This is a genomic window from Gymnodinialimonas sp. 57CJ19 (assembly GCF_038396845.1).
Classification (GTDB): Bacteria; Pseudomonadota; Alphaproteobacteria; order Rhodobacterales; family Rhodobacteraceae; genus Gymnodinialimonas.
In genome coordinates, this window is the sequence record NZ_CP151587.1 from 621,564 (window position 1) to 642,764 (window position 21,201).

At 60.9% G+C, this 21,201-nt stretch carries 23 protein-coding genes; 11 read left to right on the top strand and 12 right to left on the bottom strand.

Annotation, left to right across the window (positions count from 1 at the left end; translation table 11 throughout):
- Positions 1–267: 267 nt before the first annotated feature.
- Positions 268–594 (top strand): hypothetical protein, encoded by a 327-nt coding sequence (locus AADW23_RS03110; RefSeq protein ID WP_341863064.1) that lies wholly within the window; start codon positions 268–270, stop codon positions 592–594.
- A gap of 146 nt (positions 595–740) precedes the next feature.
- On the opposite strand, the gene infB is transcribed toward AADW23_RS03110, so the two are convergent.
- The 5 genes from infB to AADW23_RS03135 form a co-directional block, all read right to left on the bottom strand.
- Complete coding sequence (infB, locus tag AADW23_RS03115) at positions 741–3,230, bottom strand: translation initiation factor IF-2 (RefSeq protein WP_341863065.1); 2,490 nt, start codon at positions 3,228–3,230, stop codon at positions 741–743.
- Positions 3,227–3,859, bottom strand: a complete 633-nt coding sequence (locus AADW23_RS03120) for an RNA-binding protein (protein ID WP_341863066.1) — start codon at positions 3,857–3,859, stop codon at positions 3,227–3,229. Before AADW23_RS03120 ends, infB begins: the two co-directional genes overlap by 4 nt.
- Positions 3,860–3,881: 22 nt before the next feature.
- Positions 3,882–5,654: a transcription termination factor NusA gene (gene nusA / locus AADW23_RS03125; protein ID WP_341863067.1), complete on the bottom strand. Its 1,773-nt coding sequence runs from the start codon at positions 5,652–5,654 to the stop codon at positions 3,882–3,884.
- Positions 5,655–5,657: 3 nt separating this feature from the next.
- Positions 5,658–6,257, bottom strand: a complete 600-nt coding sequence (rimP, locus tag AADW23_RS03130; protein WP_341863068.1) for a ribosome maturation factor RimP — start codon at positions 6,255–6,257, stop codon at positions 5,658–5,660.
- A gap of 152 nt (positions 6,258–6,409) precedes the next feature.
- Complete coding sequence (locus tag AADW23_RS03135; protein ID WP_341863069.1) at positions 6,410–6,784, bottom strand: hypothetical protein; 375 nt, start codon at positions 6,782–6,784, stop codon at positions 6,410–6,412.
- Positions 6,785–7,367: 583 nt separating this feature from the next.
- Here AADW23_RS03135 and AADW23_RS03140 point away from each other — a divergent pair.
- From AADW23_RS03140 to AADW23_RS03155, 4 genes are all read left to right on the top strand, one after another.
- Positions 7,368–7,796 carry a hypothetical protein gene (locus AADW23_RS03140; RefSeq protein ID WP_341863070.1) on the top strand — a complete coding sequence of 143 codons (429 nt, stop codon included), beginning with the start codon at positions 7,368–7,370 and terminating at the stop codon, positions 7,794–7,796.
- Positions 7,797–7,986: 190 nt separating this feature from the next.
- A complete protein-coding gene (locus tag AADW23_RS03145; RefSeq protein WP_341863071.1) occupies positions 7,987–8,169 on the top strand; it encodes a hypothetical protein in 183 nt (60 codons plus the stop codon).
- A 54-nt stretch (positions 8,170–8,223) separates the two neighbouring features.
- Positions 8,224–8,943: an NYN domain-containing protein gene (locus tag AADW23_RS03150; RefSeq protein WP_341863072.1), complete on the top strand. Its 720-nt coding sequence runs from the start codon at positions 8,224–8,226 to the stop codon at positions 8,941–8,943.
- Positions 8,943–9,398, top strand: coding sequence for a GNAT family N-acetyltransferase (locus tag AADW23_RS03155; protein ID WP_341863073.1), 456 nt, complete (start codon positions 8,943–8,945; stop codon positions 9,396–9,398). Before AADW23_RS03150 ends, AADW23_RS03155 begins: the two co-directional genes overlap by 1 nt.
- Here the strand turns inward: AADW23_RS03155 and AADW23_RS03160 are convergent.
- Positions 9,395–10,015 (bottom strand): TetR/AcrR family transcriptional regulator, encoded by a 621-nt coding sequence (locus tag AADW23_RS03160; RefSeq protein ID WP_341863074.1) that lies wholly within the window; start codon positions 10,013–10,015, stop codon positions 9,395–9,397. The genes AADW23_RS03155 and AADW23_RS03160 overlap by 4 nt on opposite strands.
- Positions 10,016–10,157: 142 nt before the next feature.
- Here AADW23_RS03160 and AADW23_RS03165 point away from each other — a divergent pair, with 142 nt between their 5' ends.
- From AADW23_RS03165 to AADW23_RS03180, 4 genes are all read left to right on the top strand, one after another.
- Positions 10,158–11,096, top strand: coding sequence for an AEC family transporter (locus tag AADW23_RS03165; protein ID WP_341863075.1), 939 nt, complete (start codon positions 10,158–10,160; stop codon positions 11,094–11,096).
- Between the two features lie 103 nt (positions 11,097–11,199).
- Positions 11,200–12,033: an S-formylglutathione hydrolase gene (gene fghA / locus AADW23_RS03170; protein ID WP_341863076.1), complete on the top strand. Its 834-nt coding sequence runs from the start codon at positions 11,200–11,202 to the stop codon at positions 12,031–12,033.
- On the top strand, positions 12,033–12,656 hold the full coding sequence (locus AADW23_RS03175) for an HAD family phosphatase (protein WP_341863077.1): 624 nt from the start codon (positions 12,033–12,035) through the stop codon (positions 12,654–12,656). Before fghA ends, AADW23_RS03175 begins: the two co-directional genes overlap by 1 nt.
- The gene (locus AADW23_RS03180; protein WP_341863078.1) at positions 12,653–13,561 is read left to right on the top strand and encodes an ornithine cyclodeaminase; all 909 of its coding nucleotides are present in this window, start codon (positions 12,653–12,655) and stop codon (positions 13,559–13,561) included. The genes AADW23_RS03175 and AADW23_RS03180 overlap by 4 nt, the downstream gene beginning before the upstream one ends.
- A 106-nt stretch (positions 13,562–13,667) precedes the next feature.
- Here AADW23_RS03180 and AADW23_RS03185 read toward each other — a convergent pair whose 3' ends face one another.
- On the bottom strand, positions 13,668–14,915 hold the full coding sequence (locus AADW23_RS03185; protein WP_341863079.1) for an MFS transporter: 1,248 nt from the start codon (positions 14,913–14,915) through the stop codon (positions 13,668–13,670).
- Positions 14,916–15,057: 142 nt separating this feature from the next.
- Here AADW23_RS03185 and zapE point away from each other — a divergent pair, with 142 nt between their 5' ends.
- On the top strand, positions 15,058–16,143 hold the full coding sequence (gene zapE / locus AADW23_RS03190; protein WP_341863080.1) for a cell division protein ZapE: 1,086 nt from the start codon (positions 15,058–15,060) through the stop codon (positions 16,141–16,143).
- 10 nt (positions 16,144–16,153) lie between these two features.
- On the opposite strand, the gene AADW23_RS03195 is transcribed toward zapE, so the two are convergent.
- The 5 genes from AADW23_RS03195 to AADW23_RS03215 form a co-directional block, all read right to left on the bottom strand.
- Positions 16,154–16,780 (bottom strand): chloramphenicol acetyltransferase, encoded by a 627-nt coding sequence (locus AADW23_RS03195; RefSeq protein WP_341863081.1) that lies wholly within the window; start codon positions 16,778–16,780, stop codon positions 16,154–16,156.
- Positions 16,780–17,334 (bottom strand): hypothetical protein, encoded by a 555-nt coding sequence (locus AADW23_RS03200; RefSeq protein ID WP_341863082.1) that lies wholly within the window; start codon positions 17,332–17,334, stop codon positions 16,780–16,782. Before AADW23_RS03200 ends, AADW23_RS03195 begins: the two co-directional genes overlap by 1 nt.
- A gap of 70 nt (positions 17,335–17,404) precedes the next feature.
- Complete coding sequence (locus AADW23_RS03205; protein ID WP_341863083.1) at positions 17,405–18,670, bottom strand: folylpolyglutamate synthase/dihydrofolate synthase family protein; 1,266 nt, start codon at positions 18,668–18,670, stop codon at positions 17,405–17,407.
- A 121-nt stretch (positions 18,671–18,791) separates the two neighbouring features.
- Entirely contained in the window at positions 18,792–19,766 is a 975-nt protein-coding gene (gene accD, locus AADW23_RS03210) for an acetyl-CoA carboxylase, carboxyltransferase subunit beta (RefSeq protein ID WP_341863084.1), read from the bottom strand.
- 73 nt (positions 19,767–19,839) lie between these two features.
- Positions 19,840–20,721, bottom strand: coding sequence for a CPBP family intramembrane glutamic endopeptidase (locus AADW23_RS03215; RefSeq protein ID WP_341863085.1), 882 nt, complete (start codon positions 20,719–20,721; stop codon positions 19,840–19,842).
- A gap of 146 nt (positions 20,722–20,867) precedes the next feature.
- Here AADW23_RS03215 and AADW23_RS03220 point away from each other — a divergent pair, with 146 nt between their 5' ends.
- Positions 20,868–21,164, top strand: a complete 297-nt coding sequence (locus tag AADW23_RS03220; RefSeq protein ID WP_341863086.1) for a hypothetical protein — start codon at positions 20,868–20,870, stop codon at positions 21,162–21,164.
- Positions 21,165–21,201 lie beyond the last annotated feature (37 nt).

The window sequence follows — 21,201 nt, forward strand, 5'->3', positions numbered from 1 at the left end:
GGCAAATGTTGCAGAAATCTCTGCTTTTTTCACGGCCGCGAGACGAGGCTTCACGGGTCCGTGGGATTGGTGCATGGGGGAAACAGGACTGTGCATTCACGCACTAATATTACGCAATTCTCCCGATTACGTGTATGGAAACACTCGGCGGGAAGGTCCATATCTGTGTCATCGGAACGGAGCACAACGCTTCGCTCCCCTAAAACAAACCAACCCAAGGGCCGCGAATAAACGCGACCCACATGAGCCAGAAAAAGGACTAACGTTATGAAAAATATCGCAATCATCGCCGCCCTCGCCGCTTCCATCGCCGCTCCTGCTGTAGCGCAGTCGACCTCGACCGCCTTCGCAATCGCCCACTTCAACGAGTCGGCTGCCTCTGCTTCTGACGTTGTAGACTTCCGTGGCAACGACAGCACTCGCGTCTCCACCGAGGGTACTTCCGCGCTGGCCGAAGCCTTCGCAATCTTCAACCAATCCGCAGACTCCGCGGATGATCTGACAGGCCAAAACGGCGCGACTGTTGTTTCCGGCACACCTTCCTACGGCTCGGACATCTTCGACCGTCTGTCCGCGGCTGACGACGACAACTAAGTCGTAGCGAAATTGATCTCTCCCAGATCGGGGGCGTCCCATTGGGGCGCCCTTTTCGTTTGTCGTGAGACGGGCCGTGCTGTGCGGCCGGCCAACAAAAAAGGGCGCCCCAATGGGACGCCCTTTCTTATAATTAAGTGCTGGGATTAGGAGAGCGACCGCTCGACCTCTTCCCGCTCGAAGATTTCGATCACGTCGCCCGGACGGATATCTTCATAGTTCTCGAACGCCATGCCGCATTCCTGACCGGACTGGACCTCTTTGACCTCGTCCTTGAAGCGCTTGAGCGTCTTGAGCGTACCTTCGTGGATCACCACATCGTCGCGCAGCAAGCGCACCCCGGCAGAGCGTCGGGCGACGCCCTCGGTGACGAGACAACCCGCAACGTTGCCGATACCCGAGACCTTGAAGACCTCTTTGATATTGGCGTAGCCGATGAAGTTTTCGCGGATCTCCGCGCCCAGAAGGCCGGAAGCGGCTGCTTTCACGTCATCCACGAGGTCGTAGATTACCGAATAATAGCGGATCTCCACGCCCTTTTGGTTCGCGGCGTTTCGCGCAGGTGCATTTGCCCGAACGTTGAAACCGATCACCGGGATGCCGGACGCCTCGGCCAAGCCAATGTCGCTTTCCGTGATCGCGCCAACACCGTAGTGCAGCACGCGCACGCGCACTTCATCGTTGCCGATTTTCTCCAGCGTCTGGACGATCGCCTCGGCAGAGCCCTGCACGTCGGCTTTCATCACCACCTGCAATTCGCGCACACCCTCATCCGCCTTGGCATTCGCCAGCAACTGATCGAGGGTTGTAGCGGCACCGGCGGCGGCGCGTTTGTCCTTGGCGGCCTGCTCGCGGTATTCTGCGATCTCACGGGCCTGCGCTTCGGTTTCCACAACGTTGAGAACGTCACCGGCTTCGGGCGTACCGTTGAGGCCGAGCACCTCAACCGGAACCGAGGGACCGGCTTCCTTGACCCGCTCGCCCTGGTCGTTGACCAATGCGCGGACCTTACCCCACTGCTCACCCACGACGAAGATATCGCCTTGGCGCAGCGTGCCTTTTTCCACCAGAACGGTGGCAACAGGACCACGGCCCACGTCAAGTTGTGCTTCGATCACGGCACCTTGAGCGGCACGGTCGGGGTTGGCTTTGAGTTCCAGCAGTTCCGCCTGAAGCGCGATGGCTTCCAGCAGCTCTGGCATGCCTTGACCAGTCATGGCCGAGACTTCCACGTCCTGCACGTCGCCAGACATTGCTTCCACGATGACCTCGTGTTGCAGCAGATCCGTGCGCACTTTCTGCGGGTCGGCGGCAGGGCGGTCGATCTTGTTGATTGCCACGATCATCGGCACTTCTGCCGCTTTCGCGTGGGCAATCGCCTCGATCGTCTGGGGCATCACGGCATCGTCCGCCGCAACAACCAGAACCACGATATCCGTGACCTGAGCACCACGCGCCCGCATCGACGTGAACGCCGCGTGGCCGGGGGTGTCGAGGAACGACAGAACCGCGCCGGATTCGGTTGTCACCTGATAAGCACCGATGTGCTGGGTGATCCCGCCCGCTTCGCCAGAAACGACGTTGGCCTGCCGGATACGATCCAGAAGCGAGGTTTTACCGTGGTCGACGTGACCCATGATCGTGATGACCGGGGGACGCGTGACCATCTTGTCTTCATCGTCCTCGATCGTGTCGATGACGTCTTCCACGTCAGCATCGGACACACGCTGAACGCGGTGGCCGAATTCCTCGACGATCAGTTCCGCGGTATCGGCGTCGATCGGTTGATTCTGGGTGATCATCATGCCGTTGTTCATCAGCGCCTTCACGACGTCTGCGACACGCTCGGACATCCGGTTGGCCAGTTCCGAGACGATGATCGTCTCTGGGATCTGCACGTCGCGGATAACCTTTTCACGATCAACGGAGCCGCCCATCGCCTTTTGACGCTGACGTTCCTGTTTCCGTTTCATCGCCGCCATGGAGCGCTGACGGCCACCTTCGCCACCAGACATCGCCTGATTGACGGTCAGCTTGCCAGAGCGGCGTCCACCGGCGTCGTTGCCCCGGTTGCCACGGTCGTTGCGCTTGTTGTCACGCTCGGGCTCGCGGCGGGCGGGGGCGGCTTTGCCACCACCACGGGGACCGGAAGGCGCGGCCGCTGGATCAGCGGCAACCGCAGCAGGTGCAGCCGGTTCGGGCGGCGCGTTGCGGCGGGCTTCTTCTTCGGCCTTGCGGCGGGCGTCTTCTTCTTCCTTGGCCTTCAGCGCTTCGACGCGCTCGCGTTCTTCACGCTCTTTGGCTTCGGCATCGGCGCGGCGGCGGTTGCGTTCTTCTTCACGCTCCCGCTCGGCCCGCACACGTTCTTCGGCTTCCTGGCTTTCACGCGCCTTGGCGGCCTGCAACGCCTTCAGACGACGCTCCATCTCGGCGTCGGGCACCGACTTGTTGCGTTTGCCGCCTTCGGCGTTTTGCATCGCAGCAGAGGGCGCACCGGGTTTGGGCACCATCACGCGCTTGCGTTTGGTTTCGACCACCACAGATTTGGTGCGACCCCGTGAAAAGCTCTGGTTTACGCGGCCTGACCGCGCCCCACCGGAGAGGCCAAGGGGTTTTTTTCCATCTTCGTCGCTCATGCGTTCCGTCTGTCCTTCTCGGTGGTCTGGCCACCGTCTGCGATGCGCAGTCCCTGGAGTTTCCGGGCTTCCTCTACAACACGAGGGGCCAAGCCACCAGCGGCAAGCGCGCCATGTATCACACTTTGGCGTCCGAAAGCCAAACCCAATTCCTGGGCGGTCAGAATGCCAAAGTATCTGGCCCCTTCCGGGGTCCACAGTTTCGATTTGCCGCGTTCCGACCCATCGGAGGCCTGAAGCAGCACGCCGACGTTTTCATTCGCCAGCCAGTCCTTCACTTTCTCAAAACCTGCGACCGCTTTCCCGCTCTTGCGAGCCAAGGCGATCAAATCGGTTACGCGGCGCGTCAATTGCTTTTCGACCAGCTCCACAAGGTCCGGGGACACTTGCACAGGCTGTTTTGCGGCGCGCGAGAACAGGTTCTTCTTCACGGCAAGTTCCAGCGCGGCACGATCCGCGCTGACCCACATGCCACGGCCGGGCAGCTTTTCCAGCGTATCCGCTGCAACCTGCCCATCGGGAGACACCACAAAGCGGATGAAACCGCGCTTTGGCGCGATTTCCCCGGTTGCGATACACTTCCGCTCGGGACCGTCACTTCGGTCCTTATGTTGGCCACCACGAGACATTCGCGGATCCGGGCCGAGGGCCTTAGCCCTCTGCCCCCTCCTCAGCGGCTGCTTCAGATTCGGCGGCGGCGTCGGCTTCCAATTCCTCGATTGTGACCCAACCCAGTTGCAGGCGTGCCGTCATTACCATGTTTTGCGCCTCCTCAAGCGAGACCTCAAAGGGCTCTAGAACACCGTCATCCTTGATTCGCTCACCGCCGTCGGTCGTCCAGCCACCGGCCAGTTCCCAGTCGGCGCAGGTGGCGAAGTCTTCCAGCGTCTTCACGCCATCTTCACCAAGAGCAACCAACATTTGGGGTGTCAGACCGTCAAATGCAATGAGGGTCTCATCGACACCCAGTTCTTTTGCGGTTTCCAGCGCCTTTTTGTTCTGGGCTTCCAGGTAATCGCGGGCACGGGCCTGCAATTCCTCGGCAGTGGATTCGTCCACACCGTCGATGACCAAAAGCTCGTCCGCTTCGACGTAGGCGACTTCTTCCAAGGCCGTAAAGCCTTCGGAAACCAGAAGCTGTGCGAAAAACTCGTCCAGATCGAGGCTGTCCATGAACAGCTTCGTGCGCTCTTCGAACTCGGCCTGACGGCGCTTGGATTCTTCTTCCTCGGTGAGGATGTCGATATCAAGGTTGGTCAGCTGAGAGGCCAGGCGCACGTTCTGACCGCGGCGACCAATGGCGAGCGAAAGCTGCTCGTCGGGAACCACGACTTCGATCTTGCCGGCGTCCTCATCCAGAACAACCTTGGAGACCTCGGCAGGTTGAAGCGCGTTCACCAGGAAGGTCGGCGCGTCTTCGTTCCACGGAATGATGTCGATTTTCTCGCCCTGAAGCTCGTTCACCACAGCCTGCACACGCGAGCCGCGCATACCGACACAGGCACCCACGGGGTCGATGCCGTTGTCGTAGGAAATAACGGCGATCTTGGCGCGAGAGCCGGGATCACGGGCGACGGCCTTGATCTCGATGATGCCGTCATAGATTTCCGGCACTTCCATCTTGAACAGCTCACGCATGAACTCGGGCGCGGTGCGCGACAGGAAGATCTGGTGACCGCGGTTCTCGCGGCGCACATCCTTGATGTAGCAGCGGATACGGTCGCCGTTGCGGTAGGCTTCGCGGCCGATCTTTTCGTTGCGGCGCAGTTGCGCTTCACCGGCACCCACATCGACGATGATGTTGCCGTATTCCTCGCGCTTGACGACGCCGTTGATGATCTCGCCCACGCGGTCCTTGAACTCGGCGTATTGGCGATCGCGTTCGGCTTCGCGCACCTTCTGCAGGATGACCTGCTTGGCCGATTGCGCGGCGATCCGGCCCATTTCCACGGGCGGCACTTCGTCGGCAATCAAGTCGCCCACGACGGGGTCGGCCGTTTGATCGACACCTTCCATCATGATGCGGTCGTTGTCGTTGGGCTTGCGCAGCACGAAACGGCGCACGTCGCGGGTTTCCACGACCTCGCCATCTTCGTCGTAGGTGTGAGCCTTGGCGTTCAAGACCACAACATTCGGACGCTCCAGTTTCACGGTCGAGATACCCTCTTTCAGGGACAGCTCGGCCTTTTCATTCTCGATCTCATCGGCATCGGTCACGGTGCGCACACGGGTAAAGGTGGCGCGGCCTGTCTTTCGGTCGATGGAGACGCGGATATCGACTTCGGAGCCGTAGCGGGACTTCGCCGCCCGCGCGAGGGATTCTTCCATCGCCTCGACCACAAGGCCGGGGTCGATCATCTTCTCGCGTGCGACCGCTTCCGCGGTTTGCAGCAATTCCAGCTGGTTGGCTGATGTAATGGCCATGTCTTACTCCTTCGCGCCAGCGGCGTCATCGTCGCCGGGCTCTTCTTCAATATCGTCAAAGTCAGCCTCGTTGATGAGGCCTGCATCTTTGCGTTGTTTCAGCATTTCTTTGATCAGCTCGTCCGTAAGGACCAGCTTGGCGTCGCTCAACCATTCGAAGTTGAGGCCGACAGTCACCGTTTCATTGCCCTGTTCCAGATTGATCAGAACTTCGCCATCTTCCACGCCAGCAAGCACACCTTTGAAACGACGCTGACCGCCGATCATCTCGGTCGTTTCCAGCTTGGCTTCGTACCCTTCAAACGTCTCAAAATCCTTGAGCCGTGTCAGGGGGCGGTCGATGCCCGGGCTGGAAACTTCCAAGGCGTAGGCTTCTTCCAGAGGATCCTCGACATCCAGCAACACAGAAATCGCGTCGGAAATCTGGCCGCATTCGTCCACGTCGATGCCGCCATCGGGGCGCTCGGCCATGATTTGCAGGGTGTTGGTCTTGCCGCCCATCACCCGGATGCGCACGACCTCGAACCCCAGCGCCTCAATCGAGGGCGAGACGATTTCCGCCATCCGGCGGTCAATGGAGGTCTTGGCGATCAGATCAGACATGCGTCCCCTCAAGAAAATGGGCCCTTAAAAACAAAAAAGCGGGCCACGCGGCCCGCTGAGAATGTCGGTGGTGCCATCGTGTCGGCGCCGCTGTTGAGGGGGATATAGGGGGAATCGGGCGACGACGCAAGGCCGCCCGCCCGCAGCGGCGATTATCCGCAATAAACCCGGTCGATGATGTAGTTGTCATCGGTGTTGATATTCAGGCGCCGGGGTAGGAAATTCAACGTGCCATAGGGGCTGTCGGGCGTGAAATACCGGGCCTGAATACCATAGCTATGGGCCACTGACACATGGTGGCCCACAAGGCTCCGATACTGTTGCGCACCACAATCCTCGGCCTGAACTGGCTGCACCGGAATCGGCGGGCGCATTGGCACGCCGGGGATGCCTGCATAGGGATTGATGCCAAGGTTGATCCCGTAACCGCCACCGGGACTGGTGAAGGAAAAGCTTTGCGCAGACGCCATTGCGGGCGCGAGGGTCAGGGTGAGGGCGGCGAAAATTGCCTTGGTGGTGAGGGACATGAAAATTACTCCGAAGGGGAAAAGAGCGTTGGATAATGGCCCCTACCTTACCCCAAAGTGTCCCAGCCTTCCCTGTAGGAATCCCGTAGGTCAACCTTGATCGCAACGCATGTCGCGGACCCGGCCCTCGCTTCCGAGGTCAATGGTCATCCGCGTGGGCCCACCGAACCCCGAATCTTCGCCGGGCCGCAGAATGCGGATGATCTGCGCCGGGGTATATGGGGCAATTTCGTAGGCAACATTCATGGCAAAGATGGACGTTTGGCCAATCACCTCTTCCATCGGTGTTCAGTTACAAGCGTCAGTCTCCCGCGCCTGACCGGCAAAAGGCATCGCTCCGACGGCGAGCGCCGCAGCGAAGGCGCAGCATGTGGCGGGTCCGATGTTGGTTCGGAAGGTCATGGTATCCTCCGTTGCTTTGTAACCAAGATTGTCACAATCTCTTTCAGGAGCCACGTTGGCTGGAAACGACAAGCAAGGCGTATCGGCGAGATGTCGCCCCTAACTACCGGAGGAAAATCCGATCAGGCGCCATGTGTCTGTTCCGTGATTGCCCGCGAATGATCAAAGGAAGGACCCCCACATGAAACTCACACCTATGATGACAGCCGCAGCCCTGACGCTTGCGGCCGCAGGCGCGGCGCAGGCCGAGGGATGGACCGTGACGGATTTCTCCTCGATCTCGGACCGCGACACCTGCATGAACTACGCGGAAACAACGTTTGATACCTACCGCGCGCGCTTTGGCGGTGACGGCTTTACCGGACGGTCGAACTGGACCATTGGCGGCTATGACCTGCGTGGCGAAGTGGTGGACGGGTTGTTCATCTGCGCCGACGAATCGGGCCTCGTGGCGCCGTTTCTGGTGGTCTACAACGTCGATGACGACAGCGACGCCCGTGAAACGATTGCGGATCGCCTGGGCGATATCTGGGACGAAGTCGTGGAAGGCAACGGCGTGCCCGGCGCGTCCGTGCCACAGCCCTTACCCACGACCGGCGGCACCAAGTAAGCCCCCCTGCTTTGCAGCGATCCGGGTCACCCTTGCGGGTGGCCCTTTTTCCTTGGCTCGGAGAGACCAATTCGCAGCTCCACCCCCTCCTCGCTGCGCTCCTCGCAGGTGTCCCGCCTATCGCCGCAGCGCAATTGGAGGGGCCTTTGCACATTCAGGACCCAGCGCTGGCCTTGCCGCGTGGTTGGCGATGGCAACGAGCCAACATATCGGGGAGCAGATTGAGCTTTCCATCTGCCAAGAGGTCATCACCGCGCCGCACGTGATGGAAGCCACAACCGGCGGCACGATCTCGATCAGTGGCTCTTGCAACATGGCCGAGGCCGAGACCTTGGCCGCCCGTATTCGGGGCGATATCCCCTATGAGGATTAGCGGCGTTCCCCTTCCCGTCTCGATGTGCCACACAAGGAAAAAAGGGGAAACGCCATGGCTAATGATACGCCGCTACTTGCCGTCCTGATTGATGCCGACAACACATCCCACAAGCACGCCAAAGCGATCTTTGATGAGATTGCGCGCTTTGGCGAAGCCTCTGTCCGGCGGATTTACGGGGATTTCAGCTCCACCCACATGAAGGGCTGGTCCGGGGTTCAGGCGGAATACGGGATTGTCCCGTTTCACCAACCCGCCAATACCGTCGGCAAGAACGCCAGCGACATCGCGCTGGTGATCGACGCGATGGATGTGCTGCATTCGGGCCGCTTTGATGGCTTTGTGCTGGTGTCGTCAGACAGTGACTTCACGCGGTTGGCCAGCCGCATCCGCGAGCAGGGTCTGGACGTCTACGGCATCGGCCAGCAAAAAACCCCCGAGGCGTTCCGCAAGGCCTGCAAGCGGTTCATCTTCATCGAGAACATCCTGCCCGAGCAGCCCAAAGACACCCAAGCCACCAAAGCCGATCCCAAGCCCAAGGCGCGGCCGATCAACGAGGCCCGCGACCTGATTTTCCGCGCGATGGAGGCGATCGAGCAGGACGACGACTGGTACTCTCTGGGGCAACTTGGCCAATACATGACCGCCGCCAATCCAGATTTCGACACCCGCACCTATGGCGTTCGCAAGTTGAGCGATCTGGTGGAAAGTCTGAAGATGCTGGAAGTCACCCGGGGACAGGGCAACCAGCTTTTGGTGCGCAGGCTGGATTGATGGGGTTGCGGGTCTGGCAGGCCCCGGCGCGGAAACGGGCGGCGCTTTTCAAGACTTACGCCGCCTATATGGCCGAGATCGTCCCCCAAGACGACCCCGCCGAAAGCGCCGCCTACTTTGACAGCTATTGGCAAGAACCCGGCCGGCGCATTCCTTACCTTTTCGGCGAAGAGCATGCACAGGGTTTCGCCTTTGTGCAGGCGCTTGAAGACCCCGATCTGGATTTTGAGATGGCAGAGTTCTGCGTCTATCCTGCTTTCAGGGGGCAAGGTCTGGGCACCGCGGCGCTTCGCCTGATCTTTGCGGATCATTCCGGACGGTGGGAGGCATCGGTACTGCACACAAACGCCATGGGGAACGGCTTCTGGCCCAAGGCGCTGTCCCGCCTGGGGGTCGCGGAATTGCGCTACCGGGACGATGACGTGGCCCGAGATTACCGCTTCAGCGTGGCCTAGGAAACGCGGCGGTAGCGGGCAAGGAAGGTGCGCACGGCCTCATCGGCGACGCGGGAAAGTTCATCCTCGGTGGGGTTGCTTTCGATGCCAAACATGACTTTCAGCATCAAGTCCGAGCGGCAAAGCTGCGCCAATTGGTCAGCGGCAAGCAGCGGGTCTTCGATGTCCAGAACTTCGCGGGCCTTTTCGGTGCACAGGAAACCCGCGATCTTTTCGCCCCAATTCTTGGGACCACTGGCATAGAAGGTCTCGCCCAATTCCGGGAAGCGCTTGGCCTCGGCCACGCAGACGCGGAACATGTCCTGGCCAAAATCGCTCAGGAAAAACGTGACCAGCTTTTTGCAGATCACAACCAGCTTTTCTTCCACGCTCAAGCCCGATTGTTCGAACAACACTTCCACCTCGGATTGAGCCGCACATTCCATCTTCAGAACTGCCAGGAACAGGTGCTGCTTATCGGGAAAGTAGCTGTAAAGCGTCGCCTTCGAGACGCCGGCATCGCGGGCGATTTCATCCACGGACGCGCCTTCAAAACCCTCACGCATGAAGACGGCGCGGGCGCCGCCAATCACCTGGTCGTACTTGCGACCTTTCTTGATCTGCATCTCGGCGTTCATGATTTTTGCATGGGGGTTGCGTCTCTCTCCTGACAGATATTGTAAACTGAATAGTTTAGTTTCGGCAAGTTGGACCTGAGGGAAAGGGTCCCCCGCGCCGCGCAGTCTGGACAGTTCCAAGCGCTTGGCTTAGCCCTTTGCCATGCTTGAAATTTTTCTGAAGACGCTTCCGTTCTTTGCCCTCATCGCCTTGGGTTTCCAAGCCTGTCGTACGGGGTTCTTCACCTCGGAAGGCGCGGCCTATCTGACCAAGTTCGTCTTCTACTTTGCCCTTTCGGCGATGCTGTTTCGGTTCGCAGCAAACCTATCGCTGGCCGAGATATTCGACTGGCAGTTTGTGGGCGCCTATCTGACGGCCTGCTTCGTGGTCTATTTCATTGCCACCGCCGTCGCGATGGTGCGCAAACGCCCCGTGACAGAGGCCGCGTTCGAGGCGCAATGCGCCGTGATCGGCAATGTCGGTTTCCTCGGCGTGCCGATGCTGGTTGTGCTGTTGGGCGAGGCTTCGGCGGGGCCGGTGTTACTGGTTTTGTCCCTGGACCTGATCGTGTTCTCCAGCCTGATTGTCATCATCGTCACAGGAAGCCGCGATGGGCGGATGTCCCTTGGGGTGCTGCGCACTGTGGGGATCGGCCTGCTGAAAAACCCGATGATCGTGTCGATCGTTCTGGGGCTGGCGTGGTCCAGTTCCGGTTGGACATTGCCCGGCCCTGTGGATGAGTTCACCGCGATCCTTGGCGCAGCCGCGACGCCGGGCGCCTTGTTCGCCATTGGCGCGTCACTGGCCGGCAAGTCAGCCGAGCGGATGTCTGTCGCGGGGTGGCTGACGTTCTGCAAACTGGTGCTGCACCCCGCTGCCGTGGCCGTCACCGCACTGCTGATCTTCGATGTGCCGCCCTATGACGCCGCCGTCATGATTGCCGCCGCCTCTTTGCCCGTGGCGGGGAACGTCTACATCCTCGCGCAGCACTATGGCGTGGCCCCGCAACGGGTATCTGCCGCGATCCTTGTGTCTACCGCTTTGTCAATTCTGACCGTGTCTGCCGTCATCGCGTGGTTGGCGCCGATCTCTGGTGTGTGATCCCGGCCTTACGAGCACGTAAACTGCGGCAAACACGATGAAACCGTTGCGCCACGACCCGCTGGCGCGTTAACCCACTCAAAACAACTGGGGGCACCGAGCCATGGAAACCATCTCTGAGAACAAAGCCTTTGGCGGCACGCAGGGCGTCTACACCCATAAATCCGACGCCACAGGCGGGGACATGACCTTTGGTCTGTTCATGCCCGGTGAAGCCGCGGACGGCCCGGTGCCGATCCTTTGGTATCTGTCGGGCCTGACCTGCACCCATGAAAACGCCATGAGCAAAGCCGGGGCCCAAGGGTGGGCCGCCGAGCAGGGCATCGCGGTGATTTTCCCAGACACCTCGCCGCGCGGGGACGATGTGGCCGATGATCCGGCCTATGATCTTGGGCAAGGCGCGGGCTTTTATGTAAACGCCACCCAGAAACCTTGGGCCCCGCATTTCAACATGTGGGATTACATCGTCGATGATCTGCCGTCGCTGGTGTTCAAGAACTTCGCGCTGGATCAGGACCGCCAGGCGATTACCGGGCACTCCATGGGCGGACACGGCGCGCTGACGATTGCCATGCGCCACCCCGATCGCTTCGCGTCGGTTTCCGCCTTCGCGCCGATCTGCAACCCGACGGAAAGTGACTGGGGCCGTAAACAGCTGACCGCCTATCTGGGCGATGATCAGGAAACATGGGCGCCCCATGATGCCACGCTTTTGATGCATGCCGCCGGTTTTGACGGGCCGATGCTGATCGACACGGGCACAAACGACCAGTTTGGCGACCTGCTGAAGACCGAAGCACTGGCCCACGCCGCGGCCCTCCGCCGCCAGGAAATCCAACTGCGGATGCAGCCGGGCTACGATCATTCGTATTTCTTCGTGTCGAGCTTCATGGAAGACCACATCACCTTCCACGCCGAAGCATTGTATTCCGCCTGATGGCGGTTCAGGCCGTCATCTTTGACATCGGCAATGTGCTGATCGAGTGGCAACCCGAGCGCCACTATGACCGCGTGATCGGAGAGGCCCGCCGCCGCGAGATGTTCGCCGCCGTGGATTTGCACGCCATGAACGACCGTGTGGATCAGGGAGAGAACTTTCTGGCGATGGTGCAGGAATGCGCCGCCGCCTACCCCGCGTTTCACGATGAAATCATGCTGTGGCACGACGATTGGTTGCACATGGCCTCTCCCGCTATACCGCAGTCGGTGACGCTCCTGCGCAATTTGCGCCGCCGTGGCGTGGCCGTGTTTGCGCTGTCGAATTTCGGGGTGGAGACCTTTGAGATCGCCCTGCCGGAGTATCCGTTTCTGGGTGAATTCGACCGGTCCTATATTTCGGGTCACATGGGGATCACGAAGCCCGATCCGCAGATTTATGCTCAGGTAGAAGCGGATTGTGGCCTATCCCCCGAGAGCCTGCTTTTCGCTGACGACCGGGTCGATAATATCAAGGCCGCCGCCAAACGCGGATGGCAAACGCACCTGTTTGACGGCCCCGAAGGATGGGCCGACCGGCTGGTGCAAGAAGGGCTGTTGAGCAAAGAGGATGCGGGTTTATGACGTTGATTATCGGACCTGAGGCGGAAGCCTCGCTTGATTGGATTGCCTTGAGTGACGCGATTGAGGCGGGCCACCGGCTGCCTCGCGCGCAGATCGACGACACGTTCCTGTATCGCGGAGAAGATACGCTGCTTAGCCGCGCCGCATGGATCGACGGGTTGGGCCAATTGGTGAAGACCGCCACGATCTTTCCGGGCAACAAGGATCTGGGAAAACCGGCGATCAACGGCGGCGTGTGTCTGTTCTCGGACCGGGACGGCACGCTGGAAGCGATCATAGACTTCCATTTGCTGACGAAGTGGAAGACAGCGGGCGACAGCCTTTTGGCGGCGAGGAAGTTGGCAAGGCCGGACGCGAAACGCATTCTGCTTGTGGGGGCGGGCAGCGTGGCGGAGTCGTTGTATCATGCCTATTCGGCGGCGTTCCCTGACGCTCAGTTCACCATATGGAACCGAAGCCTCGCCAAAGCCGCCGCCTTTGCAGCACGCTATGAGGACATGGCGATTGCCCGGGATCTGGAGGCGGCCGTGGGCGAGGCCGAGATCATCGGCACCGGCACGATGGCGACGGAGCCTGTGATTATGGGCAAGTGGCTGTCACCGGGCACGCACCTGGATCTGATTGGGGCGTATCGGCCTGATATGCGGGAAGCTGACGATGATGCCTTGCGGCGGTCTCGGGTGTTTGTGGACAGCCGGGCCACGACGCTGGGGCATATCGGGGAGCTGAAGATACCCTTGGAGGAGGGGGTGTTTTTTGAGAGCGACGTGGTGGCGGATTTCTACGAGATGGAAGCGGTGACGCGGACCTCGGACCACGAAATTACCCTGTGCAAGAATGGTGGGGGGGCGCATCTGGATTTGATGGTGGCCCGTTATATTCTGGACGCGGTACGCGCTGGGTAGGCTTGTTTCGCCCGCGCTGCGCACGACCGATTGGGGGGGCCAGACCCGGCAACTGGGGGGCGCTGCCCCCAGACCCCCCGGAGGTGTAAGGCCAAGATGAAGGGGGCTAGGCTGAGAAGGCCGCGCGTTGGCCGAGGGGTGTTTCCTTGATTGGCAAGTGAATGATGGCGCTTAGAGCACCGACGCCGACCCCGACCCACCAGACGGCGGTGTAGTCGCCATAGGCATCGAAGAGTTCTCCGCCAAGCCAGACGCCCATGAAGCTGCCCAACTGGTGGCTGAAGAAGACGATGCCGTAGAGCGTGCCCATGTAGCGGAGGCCGTAGATGTAGCCGACGAGACCGCTGGTGAGGGGGACAGTCGCGAGCCAGAGGGACCCCATCACGGCAGAGAAGATAAGCACAGATGTGGGTGTCATCGGAAGCAGGATGAAGGCGGCGGCCGCGATGGTGCGGCCTGTGTAGATGGCGGCCAGCAGGTTCTTTTTTGAGTAGGTGTTCCCGAGGTAGGCCGCGAGGAGTGTGCCGCCGATATTAGCCGCGCCGATCACCGCGATGGCCATGGCACCGAGGGCAGAGGTCGTGGTGACGCCGATGGAGTGCAGGAGTCCCCCCGGCGTGATGGGGCCGCAGAATTCGGTGATGAAGGCGGGGAAGTGGGCAGTGATGAAGCCCAGTTGGTAGCCACAAGAGAAGAACCCGATGAAGATCAGGGTGAAAGAGGGGTCGCGGATCGCTTTGGCAAGAATTTGCGTCAACGTCTCTTCCAGTTGCGGCGAGGACGGGCGCTCTGGCGCGCGGAGGAGCGGCAGGAACAGGAGCGAAGCGAAGACCAGTGCCGCGAAGATCAGGAACACGGTTTGCCAGGGGAAGGCGCCCAGAAGCGCCTCGGCGATCGGGGGGCCGATGATTTGCCCGGCAGAGCCCATGGCGGTCGCTACGCCCAATGTCATGGAGCGGTTTTTATCGGACGCGGCACGGGCGACCATGGCAAGGATGACGCCGAAACCTGTGCCTGCGATGCCAAAGCCCACCAGCACCTCCAGCAATTGGTGTTGGCCAGGGGTGATCGCATAGGCCGATACCACCAGGCCCACCACATAAAGCGCGACCCCCAGAAAGATCGCTTTGCGGTCGCCGAACTTCTCGGCAATCGCGCCGAAGATCGGCTGACCGATGCCCCAAGCGAGGTTTTGCACCGCAATCGCCATGCTGAATTCTGCCCTTAGCCAGCCGAACTCTGCTGCGATGGGGATCTGGAACACGCCGAAGCTGGCCCGGATCGCGAAGCTGATCAGGATGATGGCACATCCGCCGATCAGGACGGGGGTGAAGAAGCTGTTTTGGCGATCCATGGGGTCACTTTCCGGGTTTCGAGGCGACTGTGACGGGCCGGGGGTGGCGCGTCAAATCAGGCCTTGTGACCTATTGGTTCACATTCCTTGAAGGTGCTGATCTCTATGGGCAAACGCCCCAGGTTTCCGATAGAACGACGCCATGTCTCAGCCGCTTACCCTGCTTTACGATACCCGTGTCTCTGAGGGGCTTTTGCGCCCTGACCCTGCGCAACGTGCTGTCATGGCGCGTCTGGAGGAGGTACGTGCCACCCTTGATGTGCCGCAGTCCAAGGGCTTTCTGGCAAGGTTCCGCAAGGCAGAACCGACGGGCCTGAGGGGGCTGTACCTTTGGGGCGGCGTGGGGCGCGGAAAATCCATGTTGATGGATTTGTTCTTTCAGCACGCGGGCATTGCCGAGAAGCGACGGGTCCATTTCCATGCTTTCATGCAAGAGGTTCAGGCCGCTTTGCATGAAGCGCGAAAGACCGGCGTGGACGACGCGATCAAGCCTGTGGCCGAAGACATCGCCCGCGACCTGAAGTTACTGTGTTTCGATGAGATGCAGATCACCGATATCGCCGATGCGATGATCGTCGGGCGCTTGTTTGAGAGATTGTTTGAGGCCGGAGTTGTGGTTGTCACGACCTCGAACAGGCCGCCGGCAGACCTCTATAAGGATGGGTTGAACCGGCAGTTGTTCCTGCCCTTCATCGAGCTTCTGGAAGAGCGGATGGAGGTCTATCAGCTCGATGCAGAGACTGATTATCGCCAAGACCGATTGTCGGGAGAGCAGGTTTGGTTCACCCCTGCCGATGCTAATGCCAAGCGGGCCATTGACCTGATCTGGCGCGACTTGACCGGCGGGCGGGATGAGCCGTTGACGCTGGAGGTCAAGGGCCGCGATGTGGTGATCCCAAGGTTCTGGGCGGGGCAGGCAAGGGCCAGTTTTGCAGCGCTTTGTGGCACCGCTTTGGGGCCAGCTGACTACCTTGCCTTGGTGGGGGCGGCCAATGTGTTGGTTCTGGAAGATATCCCGCAGATGGGTCCGGCCAATGCCAATGAGGCGAAGCGGTTCGTGACGTTGATTGATACGTTGTACGAAGGCAATGTGCGCCTGATCGCCAGCGCCGAGGCCGAGCCAGAGGCGCTTTACGTTGAAGGCACGGGCGCCTTTGAATTTGAACGCACCGCCAGCCGTTTGCGCGAAATGCAGGGTGCGGACTGGGGCGCAGGGTCAGCGGGGTAATACCCGCGCTTTACAGCCCGTCCAATGCCGCTTGAACTGCCGTGAAATAGGCACCGACATGGGCGCCATCGGCCAAGGCGTGGTGCACCTCCAGGGTCATGGCCATGGACCAGCGCCCGCCGTTCTCGACGATCTTGCCCCAACTGACACGGGGGATGCAGTCTTCGGGGCCGGGCATCGCATTGCTGATCGAGGAATAATCGAGCCAAGGCAGGCAGGACATGTAGCACAGGTCATCGCGCTCGTTGGCATTGGCCGCGAGGTTGCCGGACTTCGCCGCAGCGTCGATCAGGGATTTGGCCGTTGCGTTAAAGCGGGTGAAATCGGGATCGAAGGGCACATAGGCATAGGTGAAGCTGCCCGTTTCCGTGGGCACGGTCATCGACATTTCCACGGCATCGTGGCGGATGACACGATCGCCGCGAAACCGCATCAACAACTCGGGCACTGCGTGGATGCCTGCACCAATGGCGAAGAGGCTGGCACGATAGGGTGACACGCCGGAAGGTTTCAAGCGCACCATCAGATCGGTCACGTCGATCCGGGAGGTGACGGCAAAATGGGGGCGATCATAGCTGCGAAAGAAGTGGTACTGCGCGGCACGGGGCCATGTGGACAGGTCTACGGGGTGTTCCATCAGCTTACCGGAATTGTGGTTTCACAGCTAAGCGCGACATCCATCGGTTGCACGAAAAGCGGCGTGTTGGGGTCGATCGAGCTGTCTTCGATCCAGAGGTTATTGATGCACACGTCCTGGGCGTAATTGCCGCCGTTCCAGCCAAAACCCGCCTGCGCACCGCAGTTGTTCACCTGACCGTTGGCGTTCCATTCCTGATAGGAATTTTCCGCCCGGATGCCGCCGGTGGGGAATTGCAGGGTGGTGGTGTCGAACCGCAGCAGCCAAGAGGTGCCGTTCGTGGCCTCTGTCAGGTTCCAAGACCCGATGGCGACGCCGTCGATATGGCCGATGATCTGGAAATCGGTGACTTGGTCTTGGGTGATGAGGCCGGTGTTTAGAAGGGCATCGGGAAAGCCGATGCGGCCTTCCATCGTGTAGCCATTGGCTCCGACCCAACAGAACTGAAACTGCGCCGCATTCAGGGGCGCGGCGGAGAGGAGAAGGGCGGCGAAAAGGGAGGCGCGGTGTACCATGAGGCAAAGGTGGCCTGCACGTCGGGGCAGGTCAACCATCGGCGTCAGCCGTTGGCGTCAGCCGTTGGCGTCAGCCGTTGGCGTCAGCCGTTGGCGTCAGCCGTTGGCATTAGCCGTTGGTCCTGAGGATCTCACCGGCCAAATAGAGAGAGCCACAGATCAGGACACGGGCGGTTGGGTCGGTGGCGATGATTTGGGCCAACGCCTCATCCACGCTCGGCGCGACGTGGGTCGGGATCCCCGCGGCTTGGGCGGCCGAAGCTGTGTCTTCGGCGCTGAGCGTTGCCGTTTGGCCCGGAATGGAGACCGCCGTCAGGGATTTGGCCCAAGGACGAAGGGGGGCCATGTAGCCGGTCACGTCCTTGGTGTTGAGCATCCCGCAGATCAGATAGGTTGGACGTTCGGGAAGGGTTTCCAGCGTGGCGGCAATGGCACGGGACGCGTGCGGGTTGTGGCCGCCATCGAGCCAAAGCTCGGCCTTGGGGGCGGCGTCCGTCAGGGGACCAGAGCGGAGTTTCTGCATCCGAGCGGGCCAGCTTGCGTTCTCCATCGCGGCATCGGGGTTTCCAACGCCAAGGGTACGCAGGGCGGCCAGGGCCGTGCCCGCATTCTGGATTTGATGCGGCCCGGCGAGGGCGGGCATGGGCAGATCGAGCAGCCCGGTTTCATCCTGGAAGATCAGGCGACCGCGTTCGGTGGAAACTTGCCAGTGCTGGCCATGGGCGACGACCGGCGCGCCAAGGCGGGCGGCTTTGTCCTCGATCACCTCCAGGGCGGCGTCTTTCTGCGGTCCGACGATAACCGGCACGCCACGTTTGATGATGCCCGCCTTTTCGCCGGCGATTTCGGCCAGCGTATCCCCGAGGAACTGCTGATGGTCCAGGTCAATAGGGGTGAGGACGGTGAGGGCCGGCGTGTCGATCACGTTGGTGGCGTCGAGCCTGCCGCCGAGGCCCACTTCCAGCAGCGTGTAATCGGCCGGCGTGGTGGCGAAGGCATGGAAGGCGGCGGCGGTTGTGATCTCGAAGTAAGTGATCGGATCGGGGCCATTGGCGCTGAGGCAGGTGTCGAGAATGGCGGAGAGGTGATCCTCGTCGATCAGGGAACCGGCAAGGCGGATGCGTTCGTGGAACCGGGCAAGGTGGGGTGACGTATAGGCATGGGCGGAGAGGCCCGCGCCTTCGAGGCCCGCCCGGATCATCGCCTGGGTGGAGCCTTTGCCATTGGTGCCCGCCACGTGGATCACGGGGGGAATACGCCGTTCGGGATGGTCGAGCGCGGCGAGGATGCGCCACATCCGATCAAGGGTCAGGTCGATGATCTTGGGGTGCAGCGCCATCATGCGCGCGAGCAGGTGATCCGATTGAGGCGTCATGGCAAATCCTGCGGGCAAGGCACCGATGGGAGGGACGTGAGGCTTCCCCCATTGGCGTCATACGGGGCTCAGGCGGGGTGCATGAGTTGTATTGGCCAAGATGAAGGGGGAGCGGCGCGTGTTAATCGGGCGCAGTGGGGGTATCGGCGTCGGGTGAAGGGGTGTCATCTGGCGCTGTGTCAGCCGCGGCCACTGGGGTTGCGGCCGGGGTTTCGTCGGGCGCGGGCAGATCACCGACGACAGCGGGGGGATGGCCCATGAGCATCCGGGTGATCGTGATCAGTTCTTCACGCATCTGCGCCCGGTGGGTGACGCGATCCAGCATGCCGTGGTCGAGGAGGTATTCAGCGCGCTGAAAGCCTTCAGGCAGTTTTTCACGGATGGTTTGTTCGATCACACGGGGGCCTGCGAAGCAGATCAGCGCGTTGGGTTCGGCGATATGGACATCTCCGAGCATCGCGTAAGACGCGGTAACGCCGCCCGTAGTGGGGTGCGTGAGGACCACGACGTAGGGAAGGTTCGCTTCCTTTAGCATTTGCACCGCGACGGTTGTGCGGGGCATTTGCATCAGCGACAGGATGCCTTCCTGCATCCGGGCGCCACCGGCGGCGGAGAACAGGATCAGGGGCCGTTTCAGGGCCACGGCGCGTTCGGCTGCGGCGATGATGGCGTTGCCCACGAACATGCCCATGGAGCCGCCCATGAAGGAGAAATCCTGCGCGGCGGCGACGATCGGCGTCCGTCCCATTTCGCCTTCGGCAACCAGCATCGCCTCGGCCTCGGCGGTTTTGGCGCGAGCGGCTTTCATGCGGTCGGGGTATTTCTTTTGGTCACGGAACTTCAGCGGGTCGGCGACCGGCTCGGGCACGGAGATCTCGGTGAAGATGCCGTTGTCGAACAGTGCCGTGAAGCGGTCACGCGGGGACAGTGCCATGTGGTGATCGCAGTTGGTGCAGACGTTCAGATTGTCCGACAGTTCCCGGTGGAACAGCATCGTGCCGCATTCGCTGCACTTCGACCACAGGTTCTCGGGCGTCTCACGACGGGAGAAGATGGAATTGATCCGAGGGCGGACGTAGTTGGAAATCCAGTTCATGGTCGCAAAAATCCGGTCATTGGGCTTAATGTCGAGATATTGTGCAATTGGCCGAATTGCAAATGCCCATCGGTCATGCGCGGGCCACGGCGGCGCGGATGATGATCCATGTGACCACCGTCGTTCCCATATCCAGAAGGATCAGGGGCCTGATTTCAGCAGCCGCCGCTGAAATTGGTGCCACATAGAGCGCAAGGCCCGAGAGCGGGCCATCGAGGGCAACAATCAGGATAGCCACGACATTATTCGCGAAATGGAAGCCCCAAGCCGCGCCGATGGAGCCTGTCTTGGCGGTCAGATCAGCCGCCAGAAGGCCGAACAGCCCGGCGGCGGCCACGACATAGAGCGCGTTGTCGCCCATGACGGAGGGTTGATAATGCAGCGACGCAAACAGGATCGACGGCAGAACCATCCACCAAAGCGGCGATTTGAACCGCGCGGCCAGTTGCTGCTGGAGGTAACCGCGAAACAGAACTTCTTCCGCGCCGGTTTGAATGAAGACCCCTGCCAGAGCCATCGGCAGGAAGGAAAGCCACAGCGCCCGTTCCATCGCCGGCTCTATGGCCACGTCATTGGGGATCAGAAACGACGCCCCATAGACAAGGGCACAGACGCCTGCCGCGGCCAGGAAGTGGCGCAGCACCCTTGGCAGCGGTCCGAACAGGCTTCGGATGCGGCGACGGTGGAACACCAGAACGGCGATCATCGGGCCGACCGCCATGCCAACGAAGGTGGCCATCACCAAGAGCGTGCCGGTCGGGCCTGTCGCCTCGACCATCTCCGAGGCCCATTGCTCCATCCCCTGGGGGCCGGACACCAGGAAGATGCCACCAAAAACCAGCGCGATACCAAGGCCATAGATGGCCAGTGCCAGCAACAACCCAAGCAGGAGCCGCCAGATTTGCGGATAGGATCGGGCCGGGGCCACGAACTCGATATGGGCGGGGTACTGCATCGGGGTGCCTTGTTGTTTCGGCGGTTGTGCGCAGCCTACCGCGCCCGATACGGCTTCGCAATCTACCGAGGCACCGCAGTTGACCGGGAAGGGGAAGCGCGGCAGCCTGCTCCACAGGGAATTATAGAAGATGGAGGGGATATTTCATGACGTCTTTCAGGACACTCGGCGCGATTGCCTTGGCGCTTACCGCTGCAGGATGTGTCACGACCCAAGCGCCCGTGGCAAACGCAGAGGCCACCATGTCTTCTGCCTGCATTCGGACCATAGAGATGGAGACCAACAACCATGACGTGGTGGTTTTGGGATCCGACCCGACCGGCGGCGTTTGGGATTACACGTTGCAAGTCGGGGGCACGGGCATCTGGTCTTGCATGGTCACATCGTCCGGGCAGGTCACGAACGTGAGCTTTCTGGGCTCGGACGGGTCGCCCTTGGCCTGAACAACACGGGCAGGCGTCGAAGAACCGGTGCCTGCCT

Coding starts and splice junctions, on each gene's coding strand:
- AADW23_RS03110 (WP_341863064.1), top strand. CDS start 268: ATGAAAAATATCGCAATCATCGCCGCCCTCGCCGCTTCCATCGCCGCT.
- infB (WP_341863065.1), bottom strand. CDS start 3,230: ATGAGCGACGAAGATGGAAAAAAACCCCTTGGCCTCTCCGGTGGGGCG.
- AADW23_RS03120 (WP_341863066.1), bottom strand. CDS start 3,859: ATGTCTCGTGGTGGCCAACATAAGGACCGAAGTGACGGTCCCGAGCGG.
- nusA (WP_341863067.1), bottom strand. CDS start 5,654: ATGGCCATTACATCAGCCAACCAGCTGGAATTGCTGCAAACCGCGGAA.
- rimP (WP_341863068.1), bottom strand. CDS start 6,257: ATGTCTGATCTGATCGCCAAGACCTCCATTGACCGCCGGATGGCGGAA.
- AADW23_RS03135 (WP_341863069.1), bottom strand. CDS start 6,784: ATGTCCCTCACCACCAAGGCAATTTTCGCCGCCCTCACCCTGACCCTC.
- AADW23_RS03140 (WP_341863070.1), top strand. CDS start 7,368: ATGAAACTCACACCTATGATGACAGCCGCAGCCCTGACGCTTGCGGCC.
- AADW23_RS03145 (WP_341863071.1), top strand. CDS start 7,987: ATGGCAACGAGCCAACATATCGGGGAGCAGATTGAGCTTTCCATCTGC.
- AADW23_RS03150 (WP_341863072.1), top strand. CDS start 8,224: ATGGCTAATGATACGCCGCTACTTGCCGTCCTGATTGATGCCGACAAC.
- AADW23_RS03155 (WP_341863073.1), top strand. CDS start 8,943: ATGGGGTTGCGGGTCTGGCAGGCCCCGGCGCGGAAACGGGCGGCGCTT.
- AADW23_RS03160 (WP_341863074.1), bottom strand. CDS start 10,015: ATGAACGCCGAGATGCAGATCAAGAAAGGTCGCAAGTACGACCAGGTG.
- AADW23_RS03165 (WP_341863075.1), top strand. CDS start 10,158: ATGCTTGAAATTTTTCTGAAGACGCTTCCGTTCTTTGCCCTCATCGCC.
- fghA (WP_341863076.1), top strand. CDS start 11,200: ATGGAAACCATCTCTGAGAACAAAGCCTTTGGCGGCACGCAGGGCGTC.
- AADW23_RS03175 (WP_341863077.1), top strand. CDS start 12,033: ATGGCGGTTCAGGCCGTCATCTTTGACATCGGCAATGTGCTGATCGAG.
- AADW23_RS03180 (WP_341863078.1), top strand. CDS start 12,653: ATGACGTTGATTATCGGACCTGAGGCGGAAGCCTCGCTTGATTGGATT.
- AADW23_RS03185 (WP_341863079.1), bottom strand. CDS start 14,915: ATGGATCGCCAAAACAGCTTCTTCACCCCCGTCCTGATCGGCGGATGT.
- zapE (WP_341863080.1), top strand. CDS start 15,058: ATGTCTCAGCCGCTTACCCTGCTTTACGATACCCGTGTCTCTGAGGGG.
- AADW23_RS03195 (WP_341863081.1), bottom strand. CDS start 16,780: ATGGAACACCCCGTAGACCTGTCCACATGGCCCCGTGCCGCGCAGTAC.
- AADW23_RS03200 (WP_341863082.1), bottom strand. CDS start 17,334: ATGGTTGACCTGCCCCGACGTGCAGGCCACCTTTGCCTCATGGTACAC.
- AADW23_RS03205 (WP_341863083.1), bottom strand. CDS start 18,670: ATGACGCCTCAATCGGATCACCTGCTCGCGCGCATGATGGCGCTGCAC.
- accD (WP_341863084.1), bottom strand. CDS start 19,766: ATGAACTGGATTTCCAACTACGTCCGCCCTCGGATCAATTCCATCTTC.
- AADW23_RS03215 (WP_341863085.1), bottom strand. CDS start 20,721: ATGCAGTACCCCGCCCATATCGAGTTCGTGGCCCCGGCCCGATCCTAT.
- AADW23_RS03220 (WP_341863086.1), top strand. CDS start 20,868: ATGACGTCTTTCAGGACACTCGGCGCGATTGCCTTGGCGCTTACCGCT.